This window comes from Parageobacillus caldoxylosilyticus (genome assembly GCF_019272935.1).
Taxonomy (GTDB): domain Bacteria; phylum Bacillota; class Bacilli; order Bacillales; family Anoxybacillaceae; genus Saccharococcus; species Saccharococcus caldoxylosilyticus.
In genome coordinates this window covers 2,750,638-2,774,703 of record NZ_CP040553.1, presented here as the reverse complement: position 1 = coordinate 2,774,703, position 24,066 = coordinate 2,750,638, and the positions used below count along the sequence as shown (strand labels likewise).

The 24,066-nt window shown below is 45.1% G+C and carries 26 protein-coding genes; 1 reads left to right on the top strand and 25 read right to left on the bottom strand.

The features are described from left to right. Positions 1-4: 4 nt before the first annotated feature. The 17 genes from rpoD to rpsU all read right to left on the bottom strand — a co-directional run bounded on the left by rpoD (position 5) and on the right by rpsU (position 14,110). Positions 5-1,132: an RNA polymerase sigma factor RpoD gene (gene rpoD, locus BV455_RS14105; RefSeq protein ID WP_017435645.1), complete on the bottom strand. Its 1,128-nt coding sequence runs from the start codon at positions 1,130-1,132 to the stop codon at positions 5-7. 34 nt (positions 1,133-1,166) lie between these two features. Next, positions 1,167-2,969 (bottom strand): DNA primase, encoded by a 1,803-nt coding sequence (dnaG, locus tag BV455_RS14100; RefSeq protein WP_042406265.1) that lies wholly within the window; start codon positions 2,967-2,969, stop codon positions 1,167-1,169. Positions 2,970-3,007: 38 nt separating this feature from the next. Beyond that, positions 3,008-3,457 carry a YaiI/YqxD family protein gene (locus BV455_RS14095; RefSeq protein ID WP_042406269.1) on the bottom strand — a complete coding sequence of 150 codons (450 nt, stop codon included), beginning with the start codon at positions 3,455-3,457 and terminating at the stop codon, positions 3,008-3,010. A gap of 308 nt (positions 3,458-3,765) precedes the next feature. Further along, on the bottom strand, positions 3,766-4,566 hold the full coding sequence (locus BV455_RS14090; protein ID WP_042406273.1) for a pyruvate, water dikinase regulatory protein: 801 nt from the start codon (positions 4,564-4,566) through the stop codon (positions 3,766-3,768). 19 nt (positions 4,567-4,585) lie between these two features. Further along, the gene (locus BV455_RS14085; RefSeq protein WP_042406275.1) at positions 4,586-5,185 is read right to left on the bottom strand and encodes a transcriptional regulator CcpN; all 600 of its coding nucleotides are present in this window, start codon (positions 5,183-5,185) and stop codon (positions 4,586-4,588) included. 237 nt (positions 5,186-5,422) lie between these two features. Next, positions 5,423-6,232 (bottom strand): DNA repair protein RecO, encoded by an 810-nt coding sequence (gene recO / locus BV455_RS14080; protein ID WP_017435640.1) that lies wholly within the window; start codon positions 6,230-6,232, stop codon positions 5,423-5,425. 29 nt (positions 6,233-6,261) lie between these two features. Next, positions 6,262-6,405, bottom strand: a complete 144-nt coding sequence (locus tag BV455_RS14075) for a YqzL family protein (protein ID WP_017435639.1) — start codon at positions 6,403-6,405, stop codon at positions 6,262-6,264. Positions 6,406-6,502: 97 nt separating this feature from the next. Then, on the bottom strand, positions 6,503-7,411 hold the full coding sequence (gene era, locus BV455_RS14070) for a GTPase Era (RefSeq protein WP_017435638.1): 909 nt from the start codon (positions 7,409-7,411) through the stop codon (positions 6,503-6,505). Beyond that, positions 7,404-7,802: a cytidine deaminase gene (locus BV455_RS14065; protein ID WP_017435637.1), complete on the bottom strand. Its 399-nt coding sequence runs from the start codon at positions 7,800-7,802 to the stop codon at positions 7,404-7,406. Before BV455_RS14065 ends, era begins: the two co-directional genes overlap by 8 nt. A 115-nt stretch (positions 7,803-7,917) precedes the next feature. Beyond that, complete coding sequence (locus BV455_RS14060) at positions 7,918-8,277, bottom strand: diacylglycerol kinase family protein (protein WP_017435636.1); 360 nt, start codon at positions 8,275-8,277, stop codon at positions 7,918-7,920. A gap of 2 nt (positions 8,278-8,279) precedes the next feature. Further along, positions 8,280-8,750, bottom strand: a complete 471-nt coding sequence (ybeY, locus tag BV455_RS14055) for an rRNA maturation RNase YbeY (protein ID WP_017435635.1) — start codon at positions 8,748-8,750, stop codon at positions 8,280-8,282. Then, positions 8,747-10,852, bottom strand: a complete 2,106-nt coding sequence (locus BV455_RS14050) for an HD family phosphohydrolase (protein WP_061579650.1) — start codon at positions 10,850-10,852, stop codon at positions 8,747-8,749. The genes ybeY and BV455_RS14050 overlap by 4 nt, the downstream gene beginning before the upstream one ends. Positions 10,853-10,907: 55 nt before the next feature. After that, complete coding sequence (locus tag BV455_RS14045) at positions 10,908-11,870, bottom strand: PhoH family protein (RefSeq protein WP_017435633.1); 963 nt, start codon at positions 11,868-11,870, stop codon at positions 10,908-10,910. A gap of 2 nt (positions 11,871-11,872) precedes the next feature. Then, positions 11,873-13,060 carry a sporulation protein YqfD gene (gene yqfD / locus BV455_RS14040; RefSeq protein ID WP_061579649.1) on the bottom strand — a complete coding sequence of 396 codons (1,188 nt, stop codon included), beginning with the start codon at positions 13,058-13,060 and terminating at the stop codon, positions 11,873-11,875. A 21-nt stretch (positions 13,061-13,081) separates the two neighbouring features. Continuing rightward, complete coding sequence (gene yqfC / locus BV455_RS14035; RefSeq protein ID WP_017435631.1) at positions 13,082-13,366, bottom strand: sporulation protein YqfC; 285 nt, start codon at positions 13,364-13,366, stop codon at positions 13,082-13,084. A gap of 100 nt (positions 13,367-13,466) precedes the next feature. After that, positions 13,467-13,922: a GatB/YqeY domain-containing protein gene (locus BV455_RS14030; protein WP_042406293.1), complete on the bottom strand. Its 456-nt coding sequence runs from the start codon at positions 13,920-13,922 to the stop codon at positions 13,467-13,469. A gap of 14 nt (positions 13,923-13,936) precedes the next feature. Beyond that, the gene (gene rpsU, locus BV455_RS14025; protein WP_008879912.1) at positions 13,937-14,110 is read right to left on the bottom strand and encodes a 30S ribosomal protein S21; all 174 of its coding nucleotides are present in this window, start codon (positions 14,108-14,110) and stop codon (positions 13,937-13,939) included. Between the two features lie 153 nt (positions 14,111-14,263). On the opposite strand from rpsU, the gene BV455_RS14020 reads away from it, so the two are divergent. After that, on the top strand, positions 14,264-15,196 hold the full coding sequence (locus BV455_RS14020) for a Na/Pi symporter (protein ID WP_042406296.1): 933 nt from the start codon (positions 14,264-14,266) through the stop codon (positions 15,194-15,196). Here the strand turns inward: BV455_RS14020 and deoC are convergent. From deoC to hrcA, 8 genes are all read right to left on the bottom strand, one after another. Continuing rightward, positions 15,193-15,864, bottom strand: a complete 672-nt coding sequence (gene deoC, locus BV455_RS14015) for a deoxyribose-phosphate aldolase (RefSeq protein ID WP_017435628.1) — start codon at positions 15,862-15,864, stop codon at positions 15,193-15,195. The two genes, BV455_RS14020 and deoC, sit on opposite strands and share 4 nt — an antisense overlap. A 123-nt stretch (positions 15,865-15,987) precedes the next feature. Next, on the bottom strand, positions 15,988-17,343 hold the full coding sequence (gene mtaB, locus BV455_RS14010; protein WP_042406301.1) for a tRNA (N(6)-L-threonylcarbamoyladenosine(37)-C(2))-methylthiotransferase MtaB: 1,356 nt from the start codon (positions 17,341-17,343) through the stop codon (positions 15,988-15,990). An 11-nt stretch (positions 17,344-17,354) separates the two neighbouring features. Then, entirely contained in the window at positions 17,355-18,104 is a 750-nt protein-coding gene (locus BV455_RS14005; RefSeq protein ID WP_017435626.1) for a 16S rRNA (uracil(1498)-N(3))-methyltransferase, read from the bottom strand. 18 nt (positions 18,105-18,122) lie between these two features. Beyond that, complete coding sequence (gene prmA / locus BV455_RS14000) at positions 18,123-19,058, bottom strand: 50S ribosomal protein L11 methyltransferase (RefSeq protein WP_061579703.1); 936 nt, start codon at positions 19,056-19,058, stop codon at positions 18,123-18,125. Between the two features lie 5 nt (positions 19,059-19,063). Beyond that, positions 19,064-20,206 (bottom strand): molecular chaperone DnaJ, encoded by a 1,143-nt coding sequence (dnaJ, locus tag BV455_RS13995; RefSeq protein ID WP_218687283.1) that lies wholly within the window; start codon positions 20,204-20,206, stop codon positions 19,064-19,066. 146 nt (positions 20,207-20,352) lie between these two features. Continuing rightward, entirely contained in the window at positions 20,353-22,179 is a 1,827-nt protein-coding gene (gene dnaK, locus BV455_RS13990) for a molecular chaperone DnaK (protein WP_017435623.1), read from the bottom strand. Between the two features lie 24 nt (positions 22,180-22,203). Then, positions 22,204-22,872, bottom strand: coding sequence for a nucleotide exchange factor GrpE (gene grpE / locus BV455_RS13985; protein ID WP_017435622.1), 669 nt, complete (start codon positions 22,870-22,872; stop codon positions 22,204-22,206). A gap of 97 nt (positions 22,873-22,969) precedes the next feature. After that, complete coding sequence (hrcA, locus tag BV455_RS13980; protein WP_017435621.1) at positions 22,970-24,004, bottom strand: heat-inducible transcriptional repressor HrcA; 1,035 nt, start codon at positions 24,002-24,004, stop codon at positions 22,970-22,972. Positions 24,005-24,066 lie beyond the last annotated feature (62 nt).

Genomic DNA, 24,066 nt, shown 5'->3' with positions numbered 1-24,066 from the left:
AAGATTACTCTAAAAAGTCTTTCAGCCGTTTGCTGCGGCTTGGATGACGCAACTTGCGGAGCGCTTTTGCTTCAATTTGCCGAATGCGTTCGCGGGTGACGCCAAATACTTTTCCAACTTCTTCCAGAGTCCGTGTTCGGCCGTCATCTAGCCCAAAACGCAAGCGCAAAACGTTCTCCTCGCGGTCAGTAAGCGTATCTAACACGTCTTCGAGCTGTTCTTTTAGCAGCTCATACGCCGCGTGCTCGGATGGAGATGTTGCTTCCTGATCCTCAATGAAATCGCCTAAATGCGAATCGTCTTCTTCGCCAATCGGTGTTTCGAGAGACACCGGTTCTTGGGCAATTTTTAAAATTTCGCGTACTTTTTCCGGAGTCAAATCCATTTCCTCAGCAATTTCTTCCGGAGTTGGTTCACGACCAAGATCTTGAAGCAATTGCCGCTGCACGCGGATCAGTTTGTTAATCGTTTCAACCATATGCACCGGGATGCGGATCGTCCGTGCCTGATCGGCAATGGCGCGCGTAATCGCTTGGCGAATCCACCATGTTGCATAAGTGCTGAATTTATATCCTTTACGATAATCAAATTTTTCGACGGCTTTAATTAGCCCCATGTTTCCTTCTTGGATTAAATCGAGAAACAGCATCCCGCGGCCAACGTAACGTTTGGCGATGCTGACAACAAGGCGCAGGTTAGCTTCTGTCAAGCGGCGCTTTGCTTCCTCGTCGCCTTGTTCAATCCGTTTTGCCAGCTCGATCTCTTCTTCGGCAGACAAAAGCGGAACGCGGCCAATTTCTTTTAAATACATGCGTACAGGGTCGTTAATTTTAACGCCAGGAGGAACGGATAAATCATTTAAATCAAATTCTTCTTCTTCTTTTGCTAAGTCATCGATATCAGGATCTGCTTCTAAATCAGATTCGCTAATGACCTCGATTCCTTGATCAGCCAGATATTCGTAATATTCATCCATCTGATCAGAATCTAGATCAAAGCCAGACAAGCGCTCAGCGATTTCTTCATATGTTAAAATACCGCGCTTTTTGCCGAGCTCTGTTAGCTGTTCTTTTACTTGCTCAAGAGTTGCATCCGCATCGGCTTGTTTAGAACGGGCTGGTTTTTCAGCCATTTCACTACCTCCTTTTAAAACTTATACCACCATGTTATGAAGAAGATAACATCTTTTTCATATCAATAATTTCTTTGGCAATGCGCGCAGCAGTTAAAAAATCCTTTTTTCGCTCTGCTTCCGTCTTTTCTTGTTCTTTTTCTTTTAGCATTAACCATTTTGGATAATTCAACACATGTCTTATATAATCATTCAGTTCCTGATCGGAAATTTCATCCGTGATCAATAATAGCGACAGCTCGGTTGCCAGCGGCTTCAAATCATCAGGAAGACGCGAAATCAGCAAGCTGACATTCGGTTCATTTCCTTCTTCGTAAAAAGCATAAATATAAGCGGCAATCGCTCGGTGCTCTTCGAGATTGAATCTGCCCGCGATCTTTTCCTGAACAACCATCGCTACATCGCGGTTTTGCAGCATATGGGCAAGCAGCATTCGCTCCGCGTTTTGAAATGCAGGGAGAAGCTTTTTTTGCAGCAGCGGTTTTGGTGCTGCTTCCCGGTCTATATGATCAGAATGCTTGACTGTGCCTTTATAGCGGTTTAACTGCTCCTGCAAGGCGGACAGTGAAAGGGAAAACTCCTCGGCCAACTGCCGTAAATAGTAATCCCACTCAATCGGATTCGGCAGCTTGCTGATTTCGCGAAGCACTTCCTCAATATAACGGATTTTATCATTCTCGTTCTGCAAGTTTTTTCCCCTGCGGAAATACATCATTTTAAACGTCATCAGCGAGCTGCTAGCGTCAATAATATCACGCTGAAACCGCGCTGCACCATATTTCTTTATATATTCATCCGGGTCGAGACCATCAGGAATTGTGGCGACTTTCACATGGCAGCCTGCATCCGCCAACAGCTTTGCGGCGCGGAATGTCGCTTCTATTCCCGAAGCATCGCCATCATAGCAAATAATGACTGTATCGACATTGCGCCGAAGGATGCGCGCATGCTCTTCCGTCAACGCTGTGCCCATCGTTGCCACCGAATGGGCAACTCCTGCCTGTACGGCAGAAATGACATCAGCGAATCCTTCCAATAAAACGGCTTCTTGATGCTTTCGAATATGTAGGCGCGCTTGATGAAAATTGTATAAAATGCTCCCTTTATGGAAAATCGGTGTTTCCGGGCTGTTTAAGTATTTCGGCTGACCTTCCCCAAGCAGCCGGCCCGAAAAGCCGACAGCATCTCCGTGATGATTATGAATGGGAAACATGATGCGGTGGCGAAAACGATCGACATAGTCGCCGTTTTCTTTGCGAATGATCAACCCTGCCTTTTCCATCAGGCTGGGTGAAAAGCCGCGCCCTAGCAAAAGTTTGACAGCGAAATCGCGTGAATCAGGCGCATAGCCGATTTCAAACTGATCGATCATTTCCCTTGTCCATCCACGCGTTTGTAAATAATCAAAAGCTTCCTGTCCTTCCTTTGTATTGACAAGCAAATGATGGTAAAATTTTTTCAAAAGCGCATGTGCTTCGATCATCATTTTTGTTTCGCCTGCGTCGGTGCGACGGTGCTTATCAACGTCGTCCAACTTGAAAGCGGACAAATCCACGTTTGCCTTTACGGCCAGCCGCTGGACCGCTTCAATAAAGGATAGACCTTCTATGTCCATTAAAAACGAGAATACATTTCCGCCAGCACCGCAGCCGAAACAATGAAAAATTTGTTTCTCTGGAGAAACCGAAAACGACGGGGTCTTTTCCCCATGGAACGGACATAACCCAAAATAGTTACGTCCTTGTTTTTTCAACTGGACGTAATCGCTAATCACATCGACAATATCGATGCTACGGCGAATCGCTTCAATCGTTTCTTCGGGAATACGGTATCCCATATGAACAGCTCCATATCTTATTATTCTCGGGTCTATGTCTATTTTCCTGTAAGTTTCGACAAAATTTTTTCGAAATTTTGCCGAAAGCGGCGACGATCCTGGTCAGAAAATTGTTTCATTCCTTTCGGATATACTCCTTGCCTTCGCAGTTTCGCATGAAAATAGCGATGGTAAAGAGCATTTGCCATCTCTTCCTCTTTATACACCTTTCCGCGCGGAGAGATGACATGCACGCCGCGGCTCACCAGCATGCTTGCCAATCCCACATCCTGGGTCACCACCACATCCCCTCGTGCCGCATGATTGAAAATGTACAAATCCACCGCTTCCTTTTCTGTATCAACGTATACCCACTTCATTTGTTGCAACGGTGAAAAGTGATTGTACGACGAAATAAACACACTTGGTATATTATATTTCGCGGCAAGGGAGAAAATTTCAATTTTTATCGGGCAAGCATCCGCATCTACAAAAACCGTCGGTCCCACTGTCTATATCTGACTGCTATCGCCGTTCATCGCGCGTTGTCTAGAATAGGCTAATGAAGCAACCAGATTTACACCTCCTATTATTCTACACCATTCTCAAAAATCCTTCTTTTTCCCCCCGTATAATGAACGAATTTTGTCGAAAAAAATTTTACACTTACCCTTGACAAATAACTATAAATAGTTTACTCGTCTTTTACACGCTCTAAACCTATATTGTGCATTTTTCTCGCAATTTTTTATTATAATATAAACATTGAAAATATGCTACAAAAAATAAAAGCACAATTCACATGAACGTGAATGTGCTACAGTTTTCTTTTCTTCATAATAATGCTTGCTGTTTCTTCGACTGCTTTATTTGTCACATCGATCACATCGCAGCCGATTTTCGCGACAATTTCATCGAAATAAGCAAGCTCTTCTTTAATGCGGTCCATATTGGCATAAATAGCCTGGTCATTTAATCCAAGCGACTTTAGACGCTCGCGGCGAATCGAAAGCAGCTTTTCCGGACTAATTTTCAAACCGAAACATTTTTCGCTCGACACCTGAAACAGCTGCTCCGGCGGCTCTACTTCCGGTACGATCGGCACGTTGGCCACTTTTAGCCGCTTATGGGCCAAATATTGTGATAGCGGCGTTTTCGAAGTGCGCGATACGCCGATTAAAACGATGTCAGCGCGCAAAATTCCCCGCGGGTCGCGCCCGTCATCATATTTGACCGCAAATTCAATCGCTTCAATTTTCTTAAAATAATCCTCATCCAATACACGCACTTGTCCTGGTTCATACCTTGGCGTCAATTGAAACAGATCGCTCATTTTTTCAATCAGCGGCCCGATAATGTCATACGCTATCACTCCTTCGCGCGCTGCTTCCTCAAGAAGAAACTGGCGCATCTCCGGAACGACGAGAGTAAAGGCGATAATTCCCTGATTCATTTTCGCTAGCGCCACCACTTCGGCCAGCGTCGTTTTATCTTCTACATACGGTACGCGTTTGATCTGAATATGGGAGCTATAAAACTGGCTTGCTGCCGCTTTCACTACAAGTTCCGCTGTTTCCCCTCCTGAATCGGAAACAACATAAACAAGGCGTTGATTCATCTTTCTCCTCCTTTTTCTCCTACAACAAATCGTCTTTTGCTAGCGCAACGAACGCCTTTGTCATATTGGTTTTCGTTATTCGTCCAATGACTTCGTACCCTTTCTCTGTTTTCCGCACTACCGGCATGGCATCGATTTGCTTTTCGATCAGCCGTTCTGCTACTTCAATAAGCGGATCATCTTTATAGCAAACCGCTATATTCGGCATTCTTGTCATAATGATATTGACTGGAATCGCCGTTAACTCCTGTTTGCCGATGCTTGCACGCAGCAAGTCTTTCCGTGATAGTACACCGACTAACAGCGATTCATCGTCAACGACAAACAAGGTGCCGACATCTTCGAGAAACATCGTCACAATCGCATCATATACGCTTACATTTTCATTGACAACCACCGGAATTGACTGGTAATCAGCAACCTTTATCTTTTTTATTTTATCAGCCAGCAGCTGCGATCCCGTTTTTCCTGTATAAAAATAGCCTACCCGAGGCCGCGCTTCCAAATAGCCGGCCATTGTTAAAATGGCCAAATCCGGACGCAATGTGGCCCTTGTTAAATTCAACTTCTCGGCAATGCTTTCGCCGGTAATCGGGCCATGATCTTTCACAATTTGCAAAATTTGTTCTTGGCGTTTATTCAGTTCGATCGTTGCTCACCACCTTGCTTAAAAGCTATATAAGTTTAACTTGAAGATTAGACCTCTGATGATAAAAAAATTTGTCATAGATTTTCGACTGTCACGCATTAGCGTGACAGTCGAAAAACATCGTGATCCTTTGATAAAAGGCAAGTTCTATAATTTATTATACTATACTCCGTTTCTAAGGAGAAAATTTTGTATCTGGAAAGATAACTAATGATCGCTTGTTTTTTCGTTGTTTTTATTGTGGTTTCCCATGTTTTGGCCAGATGAACTTATCTCTTTTAATTCATCGATTTGACTTAAAAAACGTTTCGTTTTCAGCGATAATCCGGAATATTCATCATAATAGGAAGAAATGGCGGTACGGAGTTCTCGCTTCGTTTTTTCTTTTACAGAAATAGTTCCTAGCCTTGATACATCGATGTAATAAAACAAGCGCAACAGTCGGACAGCGGCTGCGGAAAGGGGAATGCGGTGCGGATCGGCAGACTCGCAGCGATGACAAAGAAAACCGGCTTCCTTCACTGAAAAAGAAAAATTCCCCTCCGTTCGACTGCATATTGCACAACGATCTAATGTCGGGGGAATCCCCATCACCGATAACATTTTTACCTCATAAATACAAGTAAGAATCTCTAAATCTCGCCCTTCGTTCATATATTGTAATGTCTGCAGAAGCAGTTCAAATAAATATGGATTGCGTTTTTGCTCCTCGGTAATTTTATCTGTCAGCTCTACAATATAGGATGCATATGCTGCAGTGAAAATATCCTCGCGGATGGTGCGCATCGAATCGATGATTTCTCCCTGATGCAGCACGCCAACCCCACGGCTTCTGCGGATTAAGTAATGGCCGTATGTAAACGGTTGTGTAACGGCAGAAAGGCGGCTGCTTGGCTTTTTCGCTCCCCGTGCCATTGCAGCCACCTTTCCCCATTCTCTCGTGAAGAAAGTAACGATTTTATTTGTTTCGCCATAATCAATGGTACGAATGACCACTGCTTCACATTTTTCAAACAATCGTATCACCACCGATTTACGAACGCTCATTAAAAAATAGGCTGATCAACTTCCTCCAGTTCCGCTTCTTGTTCATCGCCGCTAAGCTGTTGCTCTCTTTCCAGCTCTTTAAAAAGAAGATATGTGTCGATATTGCCTGTTTGGCTAAATAATTTCCAAGTGAATTCAAGCATGGAACCACACCTCTTTCCGCCTGCAGCATTGCTTGTTTTTCCGTCTAATAATAGGTTGACTCCAACAGAAATGTTTATGTTACATAAAATTTTCTAATTAATACTCTTCTTCCCGGAATCCGAAATCGCGCAACTGGGCAAGGCGATTGCGCCAATCCTTTTGCACTTTGACCCATAGCTCCAAAAATACTTTTGACCCAAGCAGGGCTTCAATATCCATGCGCGCCCGCTGTCCAATTTCTTTTAGCATCCGTCCTTGCTTTCCAATAATGATCCCTTTTTGCGAATCGCGTTCTACGATAATGACGGCACCGACATAAACGGTGTCACTATCCTTGCGCCGCTCAATGCTTTCCACCACGACAGCAATAGAATGCGGAACTTCCTCACGCGTTAAGTGAAGCGCTTTCTCACGAATCAACTCCGCGATAATAAACTGTTCCGGATGATCGGTGATTTGGTCAGGCGGATAATATTGTGGACCTTCCGGCAAATATTTTTTAATTTGCTCGATCAAATTTTCCACATTATTTCCTTGCAATGCGGAAATCGGAACGATTTCAGCAAATGGATAAAGATCTTTATATTGATCGATAAGCGGCAACAAATCATCCGGATGGACTTTATCAATTTTGTTCATGACTAGAAACACCGGAGTGTTTACCTCTTTCAGCCGTTCAATAATAAATGCATCGCCGCGTCCAAATCCTTCTTCGACGTTAACCATAAACAAAATAAGATCGACTTCCCTTAACGCGTTCAGCGCCACCTTCATCATAAAGTCGCCAAGCTTATGTTTTGGCTTATGCACTCCTGGCGTATCAATAAAAATAATTTGTGCATCTTCTGTCGTGTAAACACCTTGAATTTTATTTCGCGTCGTTTGCGGCTTATCGCTCATAATAGCGATTTTTTGGCCAATGACACGGTTTAAAAACGTAGATTTTCCAACGTTTGGTCTACCGACAATTGCTACGAATCCTGATTTATATCCTTCCTTATTCATGGATATCCTCCGCTGAAAAAGCTTTTGGTAATAGTTCTCCCACTGTTAGTTCCATTATATCGCCGTTTAAATTTGCCAATATTACTTTCATATCGCTTGGACATAGCTCGAAAATAACTTGACGACAGGCGCCACAAGGGGATACCGGCCAGGGTGTATCGGCAATCACCGCAAGGGCGGCAAATTCCGTGTCCCCTTCCGAATACGCCTTAAAAAGCGCCGTTCGTTCCGCACAATTGCACATGCTGTAAGCAGCGTTTTCAATATTGCAGCCGCGGTACACTTTTCCGTCTTTGGTTAATAAAGCGGCGCCAACTTTAAATTTCGAATACGGAACGTAGGCATATTCTCGTGCTTTTTTTGCTTCTTCGATGAGTTCATTCTTTTTCAACGTTTCTCTTCCTTTCTCGGCTTGGAAGGCAATGTACCTCTTCTTTTATTTTACAAAAAATCTTTATAAATTTCATCTCTCGTCATGAAAATGTAACAGAAAAATTAGAATTTTCCTACTTATCTATCATATATGGCAGAAAGATGATGATTCCAATGGCCACTGCAACGATGGCGGCGAACAAAACAGCGGCCGCCGCAATATCTTTTGCCGCTTTTGCCAACGGATGGAAGTCGGTTGTCACCAAATTGACAACACGCTCGATCGCCGTGTTGATAAGCTCTAACGTAATCACGCTCCCGACGGTCAGCAAAAGAATAAGCCATTCCCATTTAGAAATACGAACGACAGCAGCAGCAGCAATGGCAACAACAGCTAGGGCGATATGAACGCGCAGATGCTCCTCTTCTTTAATTGCGGTCCTCATTCCTGCCCATGCGCAAGCAAACCGTTTTTTTTCCTTCTGCCAATTCATAGCTATCTCCTTAATCCGAATTGCTTTAAAATCTCTTCTTGCTTAGAAAACATCGTTTTCTCTTCTTCCTCCGTTTGGTGATCGTAACCTAACAGATGCAAAAAGCCGTGCACCGCCAAAAAACCGAGCTCGCGCATGAACGAATGCCCGTATTCTTCGGCCTGTTCTTTTGCCTTTGGAATAGAAATAATAATGTCGCCAAGTAATGGCGGAATATCGGCGCCGATAATTTCAATCTCTCCTTCTCCTTTTTCCTCAAGCGCGAAGGAAATCACATCGGTTGGCTGGTCTTTTCCACGGTAGTCGCGGTTGATGATGCGGATTCGTTCATTGTCGACAAAGGAAACGCTCACTTCTGCCCCTTGAGGGACGCCTTCAATTTCCGCCGCATGGTTTAGCAACCGCTCGATCATCGTTATTTGTTCTTCTGTAACTTCATTCGTTTCGTCGATAAAATCGATGTGAAGAATCATGCGTGTTTCACCTTTTCCTTTCTTATCTCTGGATATTCAATGCGCGAATGAAATACACCATTTAGCGTCTCACAAAACGAACGGGCGACAATTTCTAATTCTTTTAACGTAATATCACATTCGTTCAATTGGTTGTCTTGCAAACGGTCAGCAATAATGGCGCGCACAATTTTTTCGATTTTTTCCTGGGACGGGCTAGAAAGCGAGCGCACTGCCGCCTCCACGCTATCCGCAATGCTAACAATCGCCGCTTCCTTCGTTTGCGGCTTCGGCCCCGGATAGCGGAATTCTTCCTCCAGTACAAAGCCCGTTTGTTCCAGAGCTTTATGATAAAAATATTTTAACAAAGTTGTACCGTGATGTTGTTCGGCAATGTCAATAATTTCCTTTGGCATGCGGTGTTTTTTTAATATTGCCACTCCGTCTGCTACATGAGCAAGAATAATATTTTTGCTTAACTGCGGCGATAAATGATCGTGCGGATTCCCGCCGATTTGATTCTCGATAAAATAGCGCGGCCGTTTCGTTTTTCCGATGTCATGGTAATAGCAGGCGACACGCGCCAGCAGACCGTTCGCACCAATCGCTTCGCACGCAGCTTCGGCCAAATTGGCGACCATAATGCTATGATGGTACGTTCCCGGCGCTTCGATTAAAATTTTGCGAAGCAGCGGGTGATTCGGGTTAGACAGTTCAATTAGTCTGATCGATGATAAAATCCCGAATGCCGCCTCCAACATTGGCAATAGCCCGATCGTCAAAATGGCGGAAAAAATGCCGGAAGCAAGCGCCATTAGCAGGAACATTCCAATTTCCGAAAGCGAATAATGACCGTTTTTTAGCAAGATCATGGCCAGTATCAATACCATATTAATAAAAGCAACAAATAATCCAGCCTGCCAAATTTTTGCCTTGCGCAGCTGTTGATGCAAAAAGAAGCTGCCTGCCAAACCGCTTGTCAGCAAATAAATCGCTAACGAAACTTGTACCGTGCCGTTTGCGCCTATTTCCTCATTAAACATCAAACTTCCGCATACAGCGCAAAGAATTGCCGTCATGATCGCTATTCGTTCCCCAAGCAAAATGCGCACCAGCATGGTGCCGAAAGCAATCGGCACCAGATAGCCGGTGGAAACAGTATCTCCTTGCGGCAAGAGGCGGACAAGCTCCATTATCAGCATAGTGATGGTAAATATCGTTGTAAATAGAAATAAATCCGTGTTGGTCCGTTCGCGTCCAAAGTAATAAACAAGCGGAGAAAGCAATAATAGCACAAGCATGGAAAGGCCGATCAACGGATGGAAAGAATGGTCGTTTTGCAATAAGCCGGCAAGCTGCAGCTGGTGATAAATTTCATTCGTAATAAACTGTCCTTCCTCTACGATCACTTGTCCCTGCAAAATTTTTACCGGCTTAACCTCATCCATTACCTGTCTCCGCTTTTCTTCCGTAGCCGCCCGGTCATAAACCACGTTTGGAATGACAGCCTGTTTTGTAAGCTTTATAACGATTTCTTTTAATGACGGCGAAAGCATCGCATACTTCAATTCATCTGCTGCTTTCTCTCTTGCCCTATCTAATTCCTCCTGCGTAATTCGTTCCCTCATAATCAAATGGACGGCCGTTACCGCTGCTTCTTTCGCAGTTTTTATATCTTCTGGAGCCGCATGAAGCAGCGCTTTCCACTCGTTGGCCGACAAATAAGAAAACCATTCCGGCGGCAGCCGCTCCTGCAGCGCGCCGACCATGTCCGTCTCCACTTCGTTTTCCCTTTTTGCTTGTTCCTGTATGTCCACAATGGCTGTAAATAAGGACGAAATTAAATCGACGCGGTTTTCCGCATACTCTTTTTTTAATGTATAAATATCAGCCACTTTATTGGCCGCTTCTTCTTTCAGCCGTTCGGTCGCCTCCTTATCTTCGATCGTAATCGGCGACCGGATTGTTTCTTTCGCGACGTCAAACAGGCGCAGCTCATATTGGCGCGGCTTTACATGCCAGTAAAGGACGGAAAACAGCATTAGCCCTAAAAACAAAAACAAAAGATAGCGGACAAAACGAACACGGCTCGTATGCTTTAGAAAAAAGCGAATCCTTTCCAACGGTTTTCCCCTCACTTTAAAGAAAAGACCCTGCGGGAAACGGGTCTTTTTTTATCTATAAACCTGCCTGATTATACGCTTCAATAATTTTCGCCACGAGCGGGTGGCGCACTACATCTGATTGCTCGAGAAAAACAAATGAAACACCGCTGATGGTAGCCAATATTTCTTTAGCTACGGCAAGGCCTGATTTGACTCCCTTCGGCAAGTCCACTTGTGAAATATCGCCGGTAATGACCATTTTTGAACCAAATCCTAGCCTCGTTAGAAACATTTTCATCTGAGCCGGCGTTGTGTTTTGCGCTTCATCTAAAATGACAAAAGCATCTTCTAACGTTCTCCCGCGCATGTAAGCGAGCGGAGCAATTTCGATCGTTCCGCGCTCGATAAGGCGCTGCGTATGGTCTACCCCCAACACATCGTGCAGCGCATCGTAAAGCGGGCGTAAATACGGATCTACTTTTTCTTTTAAATCTCCCGGTAAAAACCCTAAACTTTCTCCCGCCTCCACCGCCGGACGAGTCAAAATAATGCGCTTCACTTGGCCGTTTTTTAGCGCCCGAACAGCCATGACTACCGCCAAGTACGTTTTCCCGGTTCCAGCTGGACCGATACCGAAAACCAGATCATGCTGCTTAATGGCGGTTACATAATGCCGCTGTCCTAGCGTTTTGACACGAATCGGTTTTCCTTTTGCATTTTTCGTTATTTCTTCCTCATATAAACTGACCAAATAGTCGAGTGCTCCCTTTTTCGCTAACTGTATCGCATACATCACGTCCCGCTCGCTAATCGTAATTCCCTTGCGGATGATGATCAATAAGTGGCGCAGCAAGTCATCCACAAGCTGTACTTGCTCGGGGGTACCGGAAACACTCACTGTTTCCCCTCTTGTTACAATGGAAACCCCCAATTCCTCTTCCAATCGTTTGAGATGGGCATCATGAATGCCGAACAAGGCAATGGCTTCGTTTGCGTTTTCTAATTGCTGACTGATCGTTACAAACTCCTCTAACATTCTCAATCTCCTTGAACGATAGGTTGTGGTATTGCGATATTTTCAATCACTTGATAATGCAATTCTACCACTACTTTACCATTCTCTTTCGTCTGATGCAAAACTTTTTCGCCTTTTATGGAAGCATCATCAGGCAGTTTATCTTTTAATTCCTCGCGGGCAAGTTCCTTTGCCTTTGCAAACGCTTCTTCCCACGTATAACTCCGCTTTACTTCTTCTGTTTCCCGGAAAATGACGCGCTCATAATATAAGGGCAAGTCCCATTTCCAAAAACGAAACGGCCTTTTTTGTACATTGATTTCATAATTGGTAAACTTCGGCTTTTCCCATCCCCAAACTGGAAGAGAAATATTTCCTATTTTTATATAATGTTTTTCCATATATTTTCCTGTCAAGACGCGAAAAGTGGCATCAAGCGGCAGGACAACGGTAGACTTGTACCATGTTTCGCCAAAAATTTTTCCCCTTGCCGGCACTAATTTTGTTTGCCCTTCTTTCCCGATAATTCCAGACACGAGCAGCTGCCCCTTTGTAACATGGTCATGAACGGAAACAAGCGGCTGTCCTTCTTCAACAAACATATCAGTAATAATCGCCTTCTTTTTCGCCACTAAATGCTGCGCCCCTATTTTTTTCGGCTCTTCAGGCTGTTCTTTTTCCACCACCCGAAAATAAAGCGTTGTCCCTTCCCATTCTACACCAACCCATGTAATCGCATCGATGCGATCTGTCAATTTCTTTTGAATCGTTTCCGGATCATCAACGAGAAATTGAAACGCTCCTTTTTCTATCCCCATTCTTTTTAATTCTTTCCAAATCCGGTATTCCGTCTCCGGCTTTGCCCCTTTGATTTCAATCCCCCATATCATGTTGGAAAGTAAAAAAACAATAACGAAAAATAAACATATTCCGAGCAAAAACCCGGTGTTCGACAACGCTTTTTTGCAGAAAAAAGGAAACCCTGTTTTTCCGACAAAATAAAGCTTGCACTCGCTTCTGCGGGCGACGATGCGCAACCGCTTCACATCGCTTAACTTAATAAAAAACGTCACAATATGGTCGCTATGCTTTTTCACATTCCAAATGACAATATCGTTGCGCACACACGCGTTCAGCAAACGTTCCACACCTTTTCCTTGTGCTTTCACCCTTACGCTGCCAATCAGTATGTTCATCCATTGATTTTTCATCGTATTTCCTCCCGTGAATGGTTATTCATCTATATAAATCACTTGGTTGATTTTCCCTTCCAACAAAATTTCTTCTGGCAAAATCGTTTTGATGACAAACTTTTCGCCGCGAACAAGCAGCTGCCCTTGCTTCAAAAGAAGGCGCAGTTCTTTATCGCTAAACGTCAACAGCCCTCGGTGATTTTCAATATAAATATGTATTTGCCCAACCATCGTAATGCGGGGAAGGTCCATCACAATGTCAGCGGGAAGCTCCAGTTTATCGGTAATCCATCTTTTCATCTTCTGGCGCCACTTTTTCACCATAAAAAAGAACCCCCTTTCATCTCATATGTATGAGAAGAAAAGGGGTTATAGCACCTGTTTTGCAAAAACAAAGGGCGCCCGTCTACACGGAGCACCCTGTTCATCGTGATTGTGAAAGTTGTTGTTGGACAAGTTTATTGACGAGAGAGCCATCCGCTTTTCCTTTTACTTTCGGCATGATCGCTCCCATCACTTTCCCCATATCCGCTTTCGAGGAAGCTCCTACTTCGGCAATCGTCTGTTTGACAATTTCCAAGAGCTCTTCCTCTGTGAGTGGTTTTGGCATATATGATTGAACAATTTCCAATTCTACCTTTGTTTTTTCGACAAGGTCAGCACGGCCTGCGTTTTCGAATTCCTGGAGGGAGTCTTTACGCTGCTTTAATTCTCGAGAAAGAACGGTTAGCTCTTCGTCTTCCGATAATTCGCTTTTCCCTAGTTTAATCGCTTCGTTTTGCAACGCCGCTTTCAACATGCGAAGAACGGAGAGTTTTTCTTTTTCTCTGCTTTTCATCGCCTGCTTCATGTCGTCATTTAAACGATCGAGAAGACTCATATATACACCCTCTTTTAATGCTTGCGCTTTCTAGCCGCTTCAGATTTTTTCTTCCGTCTGACGCTTGGCTTTTCATAAAATTCGCGCTTTCTTACTTCTTGCAGTGTACCCGTTTTGGAAACGGCACGTTTGAAGCGACGAAGAGCGTCGTCAATAGATTCGTTTTTTCGAACGATGGTTTTTGACATCCTGCTTCCCTCCCTCCGAGCAACAACCATTACATTTTGTTACTATGCGTGTACTTGTCAATTATAATACATGCTTGCGCCAAAGGTCAATAAAAAAACTGTCATTGTTCACCTTCCTTGCCCATACAAATAGGATGAAAGGGGGAAGGACAAGTGGTGCAATTGCTCATCTGGTTTTCGGTTTATACTGGCATTTTTCTTCTTGGCATGTTTATGATGAAAGCAGGATTTTACACTTTATCTGGACACCGTCTAAAACACTGGCTATTACGCTTTACAGGCACCCCATGGCAAGGATTTCTCACCGGAACGGTGACGACTGCCCTTATGCAAAGCAGCTCTGCCGTCATGGTAATTACAGTTGGGCTCGTCTCCACCGGCTATCTTACATTCCGGCAATCGATCGGCATTATTTTAGGAAGCAATATCGGCTCTACCATCACGACAGAAATCATGACACTCCATGTTGGCGACAACGTCATTCCATTGCTTTTCGTTGGCGCGATTCTCGTCTTTTTTGGGCGTTACCGTCCTGCCTATAGCATCGGAATGATTATGGTCGGGCTCGCTTCTTTATTTTTTGCCATGAACGGGTTTAGCCAATTGTCAAAACCGTTGGCCGCTTATCCGATCATTGACGAGTGGCTGAAAAAAACGAACAATTCCCCGCTTGCCGGAATCATGATCGGCATTATTTTTACAGCCATTATTCATTCGAGTGCGGCAATGATCGGCATCGCCATGGGGTTTTTGAATGAACATCTATTAACATTGCCAGCCGGCATCGCCATTTTGCTTGGCGCGAATATCGGCACATGTATAACCGGCCTCCTTGCCAGCATCGGTTCCGCATATGAAGCAAAATTAACGGCGTATACTCATTTATGGTTTAATGTCATCGGCGTGATCATCTTTTATTTTTTTATTGACCCGCTCGCTTTCGTTGCTGGCAAGCTAAGCAATTCCCCGGATGTGCAGCTGGCTCATGTCAGTGTCCTGTTTAACGTTATTTGTTCGTTGGCGGCGCTGCCATTTGTCCGCTGGATCGAAGCGGCTATATTATTTTTCCACGGCCGGCGTTTTTAATAATCAGAGCGGGCTGTTTTCCCTTCGATAATCGCTACGCCCGAACTTGTGCCGATGCGCGTCGCCCCTGCTTGTATCATGGCGTTTGCACTTTGTATGTCACGGACGCCGCCGGAAGCTTTCACCCCGATGGACGGGCCGACCGTTTTGCGCATTAATGCCACATCTTCGACTGTCGCACCGCCGGTAGAAAATCCGGTCGACGTTTTGACATAATCCGCGCCTGCTTTCACCGCAAGCTGGCAAGCACGCACTTTTTCTTCTTCTGAAAGCAGACATGTTTCAATAATTACTTTGACAAGCGCTTTTCCCTTCGCCGCTTCGACAACGGCGCGAATATCGCGTTCCACAAGCTCATCGTTTCCATCTTTCAGCGCGCCGATATTGATCACCATATCGACTTCCGCCGCCCCGTTTTCAATCGCGTTTTTCGTTTCGAACGCCTTTGTTTCCGGCGTATTGGCTCCGAGCGGAAAGCCGATTACCGTACATACTTTCACATCCGTGCCTTTTAACAGTTCGGCGGCGGTTGCCACCCATGTCGGATTGACGCAGACGGAAGCAAATCCATACCGTTTTGCTTCTTCACACAGCTTTACAATATCGTTTTTTGTTGTATCCGCTTTCAACAAGGTATGGTCAATCATTTTGGCAATATTTGTTTCCAACTTCATCAATCTCCTTTCATGTATAGAGGTCTGACCTCTATCATCATACCATTTTGAACAAAAAAAAACTAGTCTACAGCATATTTTTATAGTAAACAAAAACCCAGCTCTGTACTAGCTGGGTTATGAGCTTAATTTGACGGATTGCGGGATGTCGTCCGTCACGACGCGGACAAATTCGCCTTCATTATACGGATATCCGGCTTTTTTAATTTTTACTTTAACGATTTCACCGACCATTTCTTCAGTAGCAGGGAATTTTACTTTTAAATAGTTATCGGTGTAGCCGATATACAGACCGCTTTCCGGATTTTCTTTGTCCCGTTCTTCCGGAATTACTTCCAGCACTTGTCCTTCAAATTGCGAAGCATATTCTTTCGCCAGCTGATCAGACAGCGCAATTAAACGGCGGACGCGATCGTGTTTCACATCCTCATCCACTTGATTTGGCATGCGCGCGGCCGGCGTGCCTGTCCGTTTGGAATACGGGAAAACGTGGAGTTCGGAAAAGCGCTGTTCGCGCACAAAGTTGTACGTTTCCATAAACTCTTCTTCCGTTTCGCCTGGGAATCCGACGATCACGTCTGACGTAATCGCCAGTTCAGGGAACACTTCACGCAAACGTGCTAGCCGCTCGGCAAAAAATTCGGTTGTATATTTGCGGCGCATCCGTTTTAATACGGTATTGGAGCCCGATTGAAGCGGAATATGCAAATGGCGCACGATCTTATCGGAACGCCGCAGCACTTCGATCACTTCATCGGTAATTTGGCTCGCTTCAATCGATGAGATGCGGAGCCGTTTCAGACCGACAACTTGCTCGTCCAAATCGCGGAGCAACGCCGCAAAGTTATAGTCTTTCATATCCGTTCCATAACCGCCTGTATGGATGCCCGTTAAAACAATCTCTTTATAGCCGGCGTTAACTAGCTGCTGCGCCTGGCGGATGATTTCTTTCGGATCGCGGGAACGCATTAATCCGCGCGCCCATGGAATGATACAAAAGGTGCAAAAGTTATTGCATCCTTCTTGAATTTTTAAAGAGGCACGCGTCCGGTCGCTAAACTCCGGAACGTCCATTTCTTCGAACACGCGTGTTTTCATAATGTTGTGAACGGCATTAATCGGCTGGCGTTCACGCTGAAACTGTTCCACATATTCTAAAATTTTTCCGCGGTCTTGTGTGCCGATGACGATATCCACCCCCGGAATCGCCATTACTTCCGCCGGAGACGTTTGCGCGTAGCACCCCGTCACGCACACAACCGCATCCGGATTCCGGCGAATGGCGCGGCGAATGACTTGGCGGCTTTTTTTATCGCCTGTGTTCGTTACCGTGCAAGTATTGATGACATACACGTCAGCACGGCTTTCAAAATCTTTCCGTTCATAGCCTGCCTTTTTAAACAATTGCCAAATCGCTTCCGTTTCATAATGGTTGACTTTACATCCAAGCGTATGAAATGCAACGGTTGGCATTTGCTTTCACCTCACTGTAGTTCAAATTGGTACGAAGCAGCCGCTAACAAATAAAGCGGCGCCGTTTCGGTCCGCAAAATCCGCGGGCCGAGGCTGCAGGAAAAAAAGCCATGCTGCCTCAGGAGGTCAACTTCTTCATCGGAAAAGCCTCCTTCTGGTCCAAACACGGCAAGGAGAGACTGGCCTCGCTTCATTTGTTGAAAAATAGCAGCAAGCGTTTGATGATTGCCGCGCTTCGCCTCTTCTTCATAGGCAACCATTCGGCAATCCATCGTTTTCGCAAACTCGATCAGCTCATGGATCGTTAGCGGAGCGTGTATATCGGGAATTTGGCTGCGATGAGCTTGCTCTGCCGCCTCTTTTGCGATTTTTTTCCATCGATCTATTTTTTTATCCGCCTTTTTTGCGTCCCACTTGACAACAGAACGAGCCGCCAAAAAAGGAAGGAAAGCGAAAGCGCCGAGCTCCGTTCCTTTCTGAATCACAAGCTCCAGCTTATCTCCTTTCGGCAGTCCATGGGCAATATAGACGCGAATAGGCAGTTCCGTTTGTTCTTCTATCCATTCTACAACACGAGCTATTACATTCTCACTGGTAATTTGTTCAATTTCGCACCGAGCCGTTTTGCCGTTCGAAAGGACGCAAATCAATTTGCTTCCCTTTCCCATGCGCATCACGCGGACAATATGGTGGTAGTCATCGCCGCCAATGGCAATCCGGTCATTCGCCTGTTGATTGTCGGGAACAAAATATCGCTGCAACGCAATCCCTTCTTTTCATCATTTTTTGGCGATAAATGCCACCCAATCTTCCATTACTAACGTTTCCTCAATGACAAATCCTGCCGCTGTTAAACCATCTTTTACTTCCTGCTTCTTCGCCTGAATAATTCCAGACGTAATAAAATATCCGTCTTTTTCAAGAAGGCGATACGCGTCATCAACAAAGCGCAAAATAATTTCCGCCAAAATATTGGCAACAATAATGTTTGCCCGTTCATCGATGTGGTCAAGCAGATTGTTTTGCGAAACAGTCACGATATGCTGCACCTTATTTAGCTTGACATTCAACCTTGCACTATCGACGGCCACTGGATCCAAGTCAAGAGCGCGGACGGATTTGGCGCCTAGCATTGCTGCGGCAATGCTTAAAATGCCGGAACCAGTGCCGACATCAATGACCTTATCCCCAGGCTTTACATATTTCTCCAGTGCCTGAATACACATGACTGTCGTCGGGTGGGTTCCTGTGCCAAACGCCATGCCCGGGTCCAATTCAATAATCAATTCGTCGCTCGACACTGGCTCATAAACTTCCCACGTCGGAACAATCGTAAATTTTTCTGATATTTTCACAGGATTATAATATTTTTTCCAGGCGGTTGCCCATTCCTCTTCATTTACTTCGCTGATGGTAATCTTATTTTTTCCAATATCAATATCGTACAATAATAAATTGTTAATCGCCTGTTTAATTTCTTCCACCGTTTCTCCGAGAAAGCTGTTGACCGGCAAGTACGCTTTAATAATGACGCCTTCTTCCGGATAATCGTCCGGATTCAGCTCATATACTTCCCCAAACCAATCTTCTCTTTCTTTTATTAAATCATACGGGTCTTCGATCACGACCCCTCCTGCCCCTGCTTCGTGCAAAATATTCGAAATCGCCTCGACTGCCTCGTGCGTCGTATGGATGCTGATTTCTGACCATTTCATAAAATTCATGATTCTCCTTTAAACGCTTTTTTTACCTTATCAAAAAAGCGGTCATGTGGTTCATGGTGCATGCTGGCACCACCCAATTGGTCAAATTCACGCAGCAATTGCTTTTGCTTTTCTGTCAGCTTCGTCGGCGTCACAACGCGGACGATAACATGCTGGTCGCCATAGCCGTAGCCGCGCACATTTGGCACTCCTTTTCCTTTTAAGCGGAATCTCGTTCCTGTTTGCGTGCCTGCCGGGATTTTTAACTTCACTTTTCCATGCAGAGTCGGGACTTCGATCTCATCCCCAAGCGCTGCCTGTGCAAATGTAAGCGGCACTTCGCAATAAATATCATCGCCGTCGCGTTCAAAAAATTCATGCGGTTCCACATGAAAGATAATATATAAATCTCCCGGCGGTCCTCCGTTAATCCCCGGCTCTCCTTGGCCGGCAACGCGCAATTGTTGTCCGTCATCAATTCCGGCCGGGATTTTCACATGGATTTTTTTCCGTCGTTTTACGCGGCCGGTGCCGCCGCATGTCGTACATTTTTCCTTAATATATTTCCCTGTTCCGCCGCAATATGGACATGTGCGGCGATTGACGATGCGCCCAAACGGGGTGTATTGCTCCGTGCTGATTTGTCCTGCCCCGTGACAATGCGGACATGTTTCCGGCTTTGTACCCGGTTTTGCTCCGGTGCCATGGCAAGTGTCGCATGTTTCTTCGCGCGGAATTTCAATATCGGTTTCTTTGCCAAATGCTGCTTCCTCAAATGTCAATGTCATCGTATATTGCAAATCGGCTCCAGCTCTAGGAGCATTCGGATTACGCCGGCGACCGCCGCCAAAAAAGGTGTTGAAAATATCCTCAAAACCGCCGAAGCCGCTAAAACCGCCAAAATCAAAATCATCGCTGCGGAAGCCACCGAAACCTTGATTGGGATCGGCGTGGCCAAACTGATCGTAATGGGCCCGCTTTTGGTCATCGCTTAACACTTCGTAGGCTTCTTTAATTTCTTTAAATTTTTCCGCCGCATCGGGCTCTTTATTCACATCTGGATGATACTTTTTCGAAAGCTTCCGATATGCTTTTTTAATCTCCTCTTTTGTCGCATTTTTGCTGACTCCGAGAATTTCATAATAATCTCGCTTCGCCATGATGATCATCCACTCCCGATTCACTCACATGAAGATAATTTTAGCATTTCTCTCTTTTTGATTGCAACAGATTTAAGCCGTCATCTTCTTATTAGCAAAAAAGTCAAAGCCAAGACAGGCCTGACTTTGACTTTTTCACCAATGTATTATTTGTCATCTTTTACTTCTTCGAATTCTGCATCAACTACATTATCGTCTTTCTTCGTCGCGCCGTCAGCTCCCGTTTGCTGATTTTGCGCTTGCTTTGCTGCTTGTTCGTATAGCTTAATCGATAGCTGCTGCACCGCTTCTTGCAGCGCTTCTTTCTTTTTGCGGATTTCATCGAGATCGTTTTTCTCAAGCGCCGCTTTCAGCGCATCTTTTGCTTCACGCGCTTTTTTCATTTCCGCTTCGTCTACTTTTCCTTCCACTTCTTTTAACGTCTTCTCCGTCGTAAATATTAAGTGGTCGGCCTCGTTGCGCAGTTCGGCCGCTTCTTTCCGTTTTCTGTCCGCTTCAGCGTTTTCTTCCGCCTCTTTAATCATGCGCTGAATTTCTTCTTCGGAAAGACCGGATGACGATTTAATGGTAATCGATTGCTCTTTGTTCGTGCCCAAATCTTTGGCTCGGACATGGACAATGCCGTTGGCATCGATATCAAACGTTACCTCAATTTGCGGTACGCCACGCGGTGCCGGCGGAATATCCGTCAATTGGAAACGGCCAAGCGTTTTGTTATCGGCCGCCATTGGGCGCTCCCCTTGCAACACGTGAATGTCGACCGTTGTCTGGTTATCTGCTGCTGTCGTGAAAATTTGTGATTTGCTTGTCGGGATCGTCGTATTGCGTTCAATTAATTTCGTAAATACGCCGCCCATCGTTTCAATTCCAAGCGACAGCGGAGTAACGTCAAGAAGAACGACGTCTTTTACTTCGCCAGCGATCACACCGCCTTGGATCGCTGCGCCGATCGCTACCACTTCATCCGGGTTGACCCCTTTATGCGGCTCTTTTCCAAGTTCGCGTTTAATTGCTTCCTGTACAGCCGGGATACGCGTAGAACCACCGACAAGAATGATTTTATCAATATCCGCCGGTGTCAAGCCCGCATCTTGCAACGCTTGGCGAACCGGTCCCATCGTACGTTCGACAAGGTGGGCGGACAACTCTTCAAATTTTGCTCTTGTTAATGTTGTTTCTAAATGGAGTGGGCCGCTTTCATTAGCGCTGATAAACGGCAAGGAAATTTGCGTTTGCATGACGCCGGAAAGTTCTTTTTTCGCTTTTTCGGCAGCGTCTTTCAACCGTTGCAGCGCCATTTTATCTTTGGATAAGTCGATGCCGTGCTCCTGCTTAAATTGGTCGACTAAATAATCGATAATTACTTGGTCAAAGTCGTCCCCGCCAAGATGGTTATCGCCGGCCGTCGCTTTTACTTCAAACACGCCGTCTCCAAGTTCAAGAATCGATACGTCAAACGTACCGCCCCCCAAGTCATAAACGAGGATCGTTTGATCTTCTTCTTTATCCAAACCGTACGCAAGCGCGGCGGCCGTTGGCTCGTTAATGATGCGTTCTACTTGCAAACCCGCAATGCGTCCGGCATCTTTCGTCGCTTGACGTTGTGCATCGTTAAAGTAAGCCGGAACGGTAATGACTGCTCTTGTCACCGGTTCTCCCAAATAATCTTCTGCATACGATTTTAAGTATTGCAAAATAATTGCCGAAATTTCTTGTGGCGTATATTTTTTGCCTTCGATTTCTACTTTATAGTCCGTTCCCATATGGCGTTTAATGGAGATGACGGTATTTGGGTTCGTAATCGCTTGTCGCTTCGCTACTTCGCCGACTAAACGTTCTCCGTTTTTAAACGCCACAACAGAAGGAGTAGTGCGGCTTCCTTCCGGATTTGGAATGACCTTCGGCTCGCCGCCTTCTAATACGGCAACACAGGAGTTGGTTGTTCCTAAGTCAATACCGATAATTTTGCTCATTACGATCACCCTCCTAATACTCATTTACTGACTTACTTTTACCATTGCTGGACGAATGACACGGTCTTTCAGTTTATAGCCTTTTTGAAATTCTTCCACGACCGTGTTCGGTTCATAGTTGCTGTCTTCTACTTGCATCACCGCCTGATGCAAATGCGGGTCGAACGGTTTGCCAACCGCTTCGATCGCCTCGACCCCTTCTTTTTTTAAGGCGTCTAATAGGGAGCGGTAAACCATTTCCATTCCTTGTAAAATAGATTTCGCCTGTTCGTTTTCTGTCTCTATTTTTAACGCGCGCTCAAAGTTGTCCAAAGCCGGCAATAGATCGCTCACCAAACTTTGGGCGCGGTACTTTTCTGCTGCTTCCATTTCTTGTCGCGTGCGGCGACGGAAGTTTTCAAAATCGGCATATAAACGAAGATAGCGGTTTTCCATTTCTTTTATCTTCGCTTCAAGTTCCGCAATTTTCGCGTTTGCCGCCGCCAGCTCATCGTTTTGTCCTTGCTCCGCTTTTGGCTGTTCTTCTTCAGGTGCTTCTTGTTGCGCTTGCATATTTTCCTGCTGCGCGTTTCCCGCACTTTCCTCCTGCTGTTCATTTTTGGCGCGCTCTTCTGCTTTCCCCTCTTGCGGTTCTGGCGCTGTCCGCTCTTGTTCATATGTAGGTTTTTCTTGAGTTGCTTTTTGTTGTTCCATCGGTTTCACCTCCCTTTAAAGCAGCATGTCTATGTATAAATGGTCACAAGGAAAGGATGGATTGCACCCATCCATCCATTATCCAATATGACCATTGCTAACTATTTTGATACCATTTTGTTAACACGGTGGATAAATCGGAAGCCACCCTATTTAAAATGGTAATGACGCGGGAATACTCCATTCGTGTCGGTCCAAGAATCGCAATGGTCCCCAACTGCTCATCGCCGATCGAATACGTCGCTGTAATCAGGCTGCAGTTCTCCATTCCGCTTAATTGATTTTCACGGCCAATCGTCACTTGAATGCCTTTACGGTTATGTTTGCGCAACAAACGATAAAAATCTTTTTCCTGTTCAATCATTTTCATAAGCGGACGAATTTTTTGAATGTCGCTAAACTCCGGCTGGTTAAGCATATTCGTTTTCCCGGCAAAAAACATCTTTTCTTCCTGCGGGATGTCCAGCGTTTCGACAATCGTTTTCAACATGCTATCGTAGTTATGAATATGCTTGCGCAGCACATCGGCCACTTCTTTATAAATTTTATCCTTTAAATCGATCAGCGGGACGCCAATTAGCCGTTCGTTTAAAATATTCACCATTTTTTCTAGATCCGATGGGTTCACCGACGCAGGAACGGTAATAACATGGTTTTCTACATGTCCCGTATCGGTAACAATAATTGCCACAGCGGTTTGCTGGTTCAACGGAATGATTTGGATTCGTTTTAATTTATTCTCTTTCACCGCCGGCCCAAGAGCAATCGACGTATAATTCGTCAAATCGGATAAGATTTGCGCCGATTTTTGCACCACTTTCTCCAATTCGTAAATTCGCTCAGCAAAAATAGACTTGATTTTTTGAATATCTTCTTTCGTTAAACGCTGCGGCGATAACAAATGGTCGACATAATAACGATATCCTTTTTCCGACGGCACCCTACCGGAGGATACATGCGTTTTTTCGATATATCCAAGCTCCTCTAAATCTGCCATTTCATTGCGGATCGTCGCCGAACTTAAAGCAATTTCATGTTTTTTCGATAACGTCCGCGACCCGACAGGCTGTCCGGAGCGGATAAAATCATCAATAATCACTTGCAAAATAAGCAATTGGCGCTCCGTTAACACGCTCATCACCTCTGTTAGCACTCAAATACACCGAGTGCTAAATCTATTATTAAGGTATCAAA